14 protein-coding genes are annotated in these 4,878 nt (G+C 42.5%); 5 read left to right on the forward strand and 9 right to left on the reverse strand.

Annotated features, from left to right (window positions below):
- Positions 1-316: 316 nt before the first annotated feature.
- From J0895_RS26700 to J0895_RS26935, 3 genes are all read right to left on the reverse strand, one after another.
- Positions 317-574 carry a type II toxin-antitoxin system VapC family toxin gene (locus J0895_RS26700; protein ID WP_340643474.1) on the reverse strand — a complete coding sequence of 86 codons (258 nt, stop codon included), beginning with the start codon at positions 572-574 and terminating at the stop codon, positions 317-319.
- On the reverse strand, positions 574-699 hold the full coding sequence (locus tag J0895_RS26300) for a hypothetical protein (RefSeq protein ID WP_277989801.1): 126 nt from the start codon (positions 697-699) through the stop codon (positions 574-576). Before J0895_RS26300 ends, J0895_RS26700 begins: the two co-directional genes overlap by 1 nt.
- A gap of 179 nt (positions 700-878) precedes the next feature.
- A complete protein-coding gene (locus J0895_RS26935; RefSeq protein ID WP_422894316.1) occupies positions 879-1,031 on the reverse strand; it encodes an NACHT C-terminal alpha/beta 1 domain-containing protein in 153 nt (50 codons plus the stop codon).
- Between J0895_RS26935 and J0895_RS07760 the strand changes: the two genes are divergently transcribed.
- Positions 1,030-1,170, forward strand: coding sequence for a hypothetical protein (locus tag J0895_RS07760; RefSeq protein ID WP_207087531.1), 141 nt, complete (start codon positions 1,030-1,032; stop codon positions 1,168-1,170). The genes J0895_RS26935 and J0895_RS07760 overlap by 2 nt on opposite strands.
- 197 nt (positions 1,171-1,367) lie before the next feature.
- Here J0895_RS07760 and J0895_RS25760 read toward each other — a convergent pair whose 3' ends face one another.
- From J0895_RS25760 to J0895_RS07775, 3 genes are read right to left on the reverse strand one after another with little or no spacing between them, the layout of a single operon-like run.
- Positions 1,368-1,601, reverse strand: coding sequence for a PIN domain-containing protein (locus tag J0895_RS25760; protein WP_242541138.1), 234 nt, complete (start codon positions 1,599-1,601; stop codon positions 1,368-1,370).
- Positions 1,598-1,819 (reverse strand): hypothetical protein, encoded by a 222-nt coding sequence (locus J0895_RS07770; RefSeq protein ID WP_207087532.1) that lies wholly within the window; start codon positions 1,817-1,819, stop codon positions 1,598-1,600. Before J0895_RS07770 ends, J0895_RS25760 begins: the two co-directional genes overlap by 4 nt.
- 57 nt (positions 1,820-1,876) lie before the next feature.
- Complete coding sequence (locus J0895_RS07775) at positions 1,877-2,275, reverse strand: NACHT C-terminal alpha/beta 1 domain-containing protein (RefSeq protein WP_422894317.1); 399 nt, start codon at positions 2,273-2,275, stop codon at positions 1,877-1,879.
- Between the two features lie 149 nt (positions 2,276-2,424).
- Between J0895_RS07775 and J0895_RS07780 the strand changes: the two genes are divergently transcribed.
- On the forward strand, positions 2,425-2,631 hold the full coding sequence (locus J0895_RS07780) for a hypothetical protein (protein ID WP_207087538.1): 207 nt from the start codon (positions 2,425-2,427) through the stop codon (positions 2,629-2,631).
- 2 nt (positions 2,632-2,633) lie between these two features.
- Complete coding sequence (locus J0895_RS07785; RefSeq protein ID WP_207087533.1) at positions 2,634-2,900, forward strand: type II toxin-antitoxin system RelE/ParE family toxin; 267 nt, start codon at positions 2,634-2,636, stop codon at positions 2,898-2,900.
- Between the two features lie 77 nt (positions 2,901-2,977).
- Here J0895_RS07785 and J0895_RS07790 read toward each other — a convergent pair whose 3' ends face one another.
- On the reverse strand, positions 2,978-3,211 hold the full coding sequence (locus J0895_RS07790) for an NACHT C-terminal alpha/beta 1 domain-containing protein (protein WP_207087540.1): 234 nt from the start codon (positions 3,209-3,211) through the stop codon (positions 2,978-2,980).
- A gap of 50 nt (positions 3,212-3,261) precedes the next feature.
- Here J0895_RS07790 and J0895_RS07795 point away from each other — a divergent pair, with 50 nt between their 5' ends.
- Both J0895_RS07795 and J0895_RS07800 read left to right on the forward strand, forming a co-directional pair.
- Positions 3,262-3,498, forward strand: coding sequence for a hypothetical protein (locus J0895_RS07795; RefSeq protein WP_207087534.1), 237 nt, complete (start codon positions 3,262-3,264; stop codon positions 3,496-3,498).
- A 2-nt stretch (positions 3,499-3,500) separates the two neighbouring features.
- On the forward strand, positions 3,501-3,908 hold the full coding sequence (locus J0895_RS07800) for a type II toxin-antitoxin system VapC family toxin (protein WP_207087535.1): 408 nt from the start codon (positions 3,501-3,503) through the stop codon (positions 3,906-3,908).
- Between the two features lie 144 nt (positions 3,909-4,052).
- Here J0895_RS07800 and J0895_RS07805 read toward each other — a convergent pair whose 3' ends face one another.
- Entirely contained in the window at positions 4,053-4,244 is a 192-nt protein-coding gene (locus tag J0895_RS07805) for a hypothetical protein (RefSeq protein ID WP_207087536.1), read from the reverse strand.
- An 87-nt stretch (positions 4,245-4,331) separates the two neighbouring features.
- Positions 4,332-4,878 (reverse strand): NACHT C-terminal alpha/beta 1 domain-containing protein (locus J0895_RS07810; protein WP_479724798.1); only part of this gene is annotated, 547 nt, incomplete at its 5' end.

Raw genomic sequence — 4,878 nt, forward strand, 5'->3', positions numbered from 1 at the left:
AGTTACCATAAATTAGACCTCTCAATTAATAAACAGGGAGTAACACCATTCAGTCTGTGCCAGACCCTCTCTGACCCGACTTTTAAAGTGTCCAAATCCGTGGCTAGGGTTCGCTGACATTTTAGCTGATTTTTTCGTCAATGGTCAAGAAGGGGATTTTGGGGGGGGGGCTTAATTTTGGGGGGGGCTTAATTTTCCTCTAACCCGGTTTGAATGGCTGATATCAGGTGGGTTGGGGGTCCGGACTCATAGATACCGTAGGTGGGGTTTTCAGAGGTAGCCCTTTCAAGGTGGTAAATTAAAAGACGAAAAATCGTTATTTTTTGTAGGGGTTTGGTCTCCAAACCCTCTCGATGGATGTAGGGGTTTGGTCTCCAAACCCTCTTGATGGATGTAGGGGTTTGGTCTCCAAACCCTCTGCCCTCACTTGTAAAAAGTAGCAGGTTTCCGTAACGACACACCATGTAGTAATCAGAGGTTCATTATATTGACTAAAAGTTTTTTTAGCCGCTTCATGGTAGTCATCATTTTTGTTAGCTAAGGCAACCCAAAAACCTGTATCAACAATAATCATTATTCAGTGCCAATTTCATGCATTAAGATTGATTTGCAGTTTTCAGCTAGGTCAGGTTCGGCTTCAATACACCCAATAAAGCCAATTTTACTAAAATTCTCCAGATGGTTAGTAGAAGTAGTCAACAGTTGTTGATAATAATATTCAAGGGCTGCTCCTAAAATTTCATCTGGATTTTGTCGAATTTTTTGTTGGATAAAAGCAAGTTTTTGAGCTTGTTCGTCAGTGAGTTGAGTGGCAATTTCAATTATTTCCTCCTTTTGTCTATCAAACTATGGATATTTTAACCTAAAAACGCCAATCCTCAAATCTCCTCTAACCAAGTTTCAATGGCAGATATCAGATTAGGTTGATTGGGGGGAAAGCCTTTTAACGGCGCGTCTACGGGGTCGTCGGTGAGGAAAGGAACCGCAATAACCCCCTTTTTGGCAAAAGGCGATGAGTTCTGGGGTGGGATGTTCGCAGTCCGTGAGGAGGAGGGCGCGGTGGGGGAGGAGTTGGCGGCGTTGCAGTGGTTTGAGGTGGCGGCGCAGCGAGGGTGGCGGGTGCCGGGGGGCATTGAGCCAAAAAATGTTAATTCGACTTTTAGAAACTAGATTTTGAAAGGATTAATGATAGTTAATTGATGCTCTACAATTAAACCATCTTGCATATCTTCTGAATAAAGAATTTTTGCATTACCAGATAAAGCACTGGACACTATTAATCCATCCCAAAAAGATAGATGGTAATTCATTCTCAATTGAGATGCTCTTTTCAGAATAGCAGTTGTTACATCTATCACTTGGCATTGTTACTCAAATTCTTCAATAAGTTGACTAATTTGGATTTCAGAAAAATTAACTTTTCTTCTTAAAATAGAGCGGGTTTCATTAATAACCTGTGTACTGACTACGACATTCTTGAGGTTGGTTAATGAAACGGCTATTTTGCGCTTTCTAGCATCTTCCTTGGGATTTGGATCTTGATCGGCTAAAAACCGATATAACCAGATATTAGAATCAATAAATATTGTTTGATTAATCATGATTTTCTTTCGTGAATTTCATCTCTTGTTGGTTTGCTCCACCCTTGAACACTAATGGGTTGTTCTGCTAATTGATCCATTAATCTGGGTTTGGCTGTTTCTTCTGAAACAATAATCACTTTAACGTCACTTCCTTCTTGAATATTTTGTTGATATTCTGGCGGAATTTCTATCATACCTTGTTTAATTTGCGCTTTAAATTCAAAGGAGTTAACCATTTTTAACCTTCTTTTGTCTATCAAACTATGGATATTTTAACCTAAAAACGCCAATCCTCAAATCTCCTCTAACCAGGTTTCAATGGCGGATATCAGATTCGGTTGATTAGGCGGAAACCCTTTTAACGGCGCTTCTAGGGGTTCCTCGGTGAGGAAGGCAACGGCAATGACCCCGGTGAGTTTTTCACAGAAGGTAATGAGTTCCGGGGTGGGATGTTCGCAGTCCGTGAGGAGGAGGGCGCGGTGGGGGAGGTTGAGGGTGAATTTGAGTTCATCGATGGAATAACATAGGTCGGCAGGGGTGGAAAATCTGGGATACATTTGCTGAGGACAGACTTGTTTCCAAATCAGTCGGCAGAGGGTGAGGGCGATTTCCCCTTCGCGGGTTTCGGTGGCGAGGGGTTGGGCGTTGAGGATGAGGATGGGCTGGTTTTGTAGGGTTTGGGCGAAGTTTATGGGGGCGAAGGATGTTTCACGGTTATGGGGGGTTTGGTCGGTATGGTGTTTCTAGCGGTTCGTCCGTGAGGAAGGCGGGGGTGTCGGTTGGTTTATGGCAAAATGGAATATCATTAAAAGCAAGTCAGTACCGTGAGGCTTAGTCAGTGATGAGATTTAATGATGTGGTTGAGGCAATAAAAGGTCTTTCTATCGATGAAAAGCAAGAAATTTCAATGTTGTTACAGCAGTATCTTCGTGAAGAATCTCGTGACAATATTTACAAGAATTTTCAAGTAGCCCAGCAGGAAGAAAAACAAGGAAAGCTTAAGTTCTCTAACCAGATTGATGAATTGAAGGGGATGATTGAAGAATAATCATGGAAGTTAGTTTTAGCTCTGCTTTTAAACGGGCTTTCAAAAAGAAAATTAAAGGCAATCAGGATTTAAAGACAAGGTTTTGGCAAAAATTAGAATTGTTTATCGTCGATCCATTTAGCCCCAGCTTGAAAACGCACAAACTATCGGGTGAATTAAAGGATTTATGGAGTTTTAGTGTGGGTTATGATGAGAGGGTTTTGTTCTATTTTACCGAGGATGAAAAAGCTGTATTCGTAGATATTGGCAGCCATGATGAGGTGTATTAAGCGGTCAGAAACTGGGTTTTTATCACAATCTGTAATTTGTAGCTGAAACTGTCGCAGAAACCCGGTTTATCAGATGCTCAAATCTCCTCTAACCAAGTTTCAATGGCAGAGATTAGATTAGGTTGATTGGGGGGAAAGCCTTTTAACGGCGCTTCTACGGGGTCGTCGGTGAGGAAGGCAACGGCAATGACCCCGGTGAGTTTTTCACAGAAGGTGATGAGTTCCGGGGTGGGATGTTCGCAGTCCGTGAGGAGGAGGGCGCGGTGGGGGAGGAGTTGGCGGCGTTGCAGTGGTTTGAGGTGGCGGCGCAAGTAAGGCTATACTACAATTAATCAGAGCCTAAAACAAGGAAATCAGCCCCATGACCACCCAACAATTGTTAGAAAAATGGCAGAATTTAGACCCTGAACAACAGCAACAAGTTATCGCTTTTATTGACTCTATTCATCAAACACCGAAACCGATTAAACGGAGTTCCCCGCTTGGAGAAAGTTTAAGGAAGATACGCCAAGAAATTATAGAATCAGGGACACCCTTGTTAACCCCAGAAGAAATAGAACACGAGAAAGCGGAACGTCGTGGAGGATATGTAGACTAATAATGATAAGAACTTTTGTCGATGCTGGAGTGTTAATTTATGCGGCTCGCGCTCAAAATGAAATGGCTGAACTCGCTTTACAAATATTAGAAGATGACCACCGGGAATTTGCCTCTAGTATTTTTTTGAAACTAGAGGTTTTACCAAAAGCTATTTATAATCAACAAAGTAGCGAAATTAAGTTTTATAAAACTTTTTTTGAGGCAGTCATTTCCTGGGCAAATGATATCAACACTATCATTGAACAAGCCTATCAAGAATCTAGTCAATTTGGACTGGGGGCGATGGATGCTTTGCATATTGCTGCGGCAGTATCAGTTGGAGCAACGGAATTTATAACAAATGAAAAACCTCAAAAATCAATTCATCGAACTCGAAGTATTAAGGTCATTTCCATTCATCAATTGTAGAGGTAATTCATGGAGTGCCTCTACGGGTTGTTAAAAGAATAAATCAGGACATCGAACATCAGAGCGGGAATACTCACCACAAGACATGGCCTAACTTTGGCGGTGTAACCTAAATCAACCAGCCAAACTTCTCCCCGGTTAGGACTAATCATAATCTGTTTCTTGCGCGTCTAATGCTAAAAATAGTTCTTCTGCATTGAGCACTAAATCCTCGTCTGTCAGGGGGGGAACGTCAAAATTGATAACGCGCTTGAGTATTTCTGCTGCGATCGCCTGTTGTTCTGTATTCGGCAAATTATCAAAGGTTTTGAGAATTTCTTGAGCTAGGGTATTCATTAGAGTTGAGCCAGCTTCGCTACCCAAAATCAGGTTTTAAGGTCAATTCCCATTTTATCCCAAGAGAAACCGGAGAAACCAGGTTTCTCAAATCTCCTCTAACCAAGTTTCAATGGCAGAGATTAGATTAGGTTGATGGGGGGGAAAGCCTTTTAAGGGGGCTTCGAGGGGATGGTCGGTTAACCAGGCTATAGCAACAAGATTGGTGAGTTTGCGACAAAAGACTATGAGTTCAGTTCTGGGATGGCAATGGGTAATCAGGATAGGGAGTTTAGGTAGATTTTGGCTAAGTTTGAGGGGTTTCAACTGTTCCCGCAGTTTACTGGCTGTGGTGACTTCTTTGGGGTAGTCTTTATCGGGAAAGGCTTTCTCCCAGATGATTTGGCAGAGGGTTTGGGCGATTTCGCTGGGGTCGGTTTCGTCAGTGAGGATAGTGGCATCGAGGCAAAAAATCGGGAGATTTTGCAGTTGGAGACAAATATCTATCGGTTGAGTTTCTAAGCTATCAACTGTTGAATTATGACCCCCTTGTGGTTGTTCGGTGACTTCGGGATGGAGAGTGGCGAGGGGATTGTGCCATGCTTCATGAAATTCGGGATAGGGGAGGTTTTCGGCACAGTTCCAGATGACTTTG

It is taken from the genome of Phormidium pseudopriestleyi FRX01 (genome assembly GCF_017313335.1).
Lineage (GTDB): Bacteria > Cyanobacteriota > Cyanobacteriia > Cyanobacteriales > Laspinemataceae > Laspinema > Laspinema pseudopriestleyi.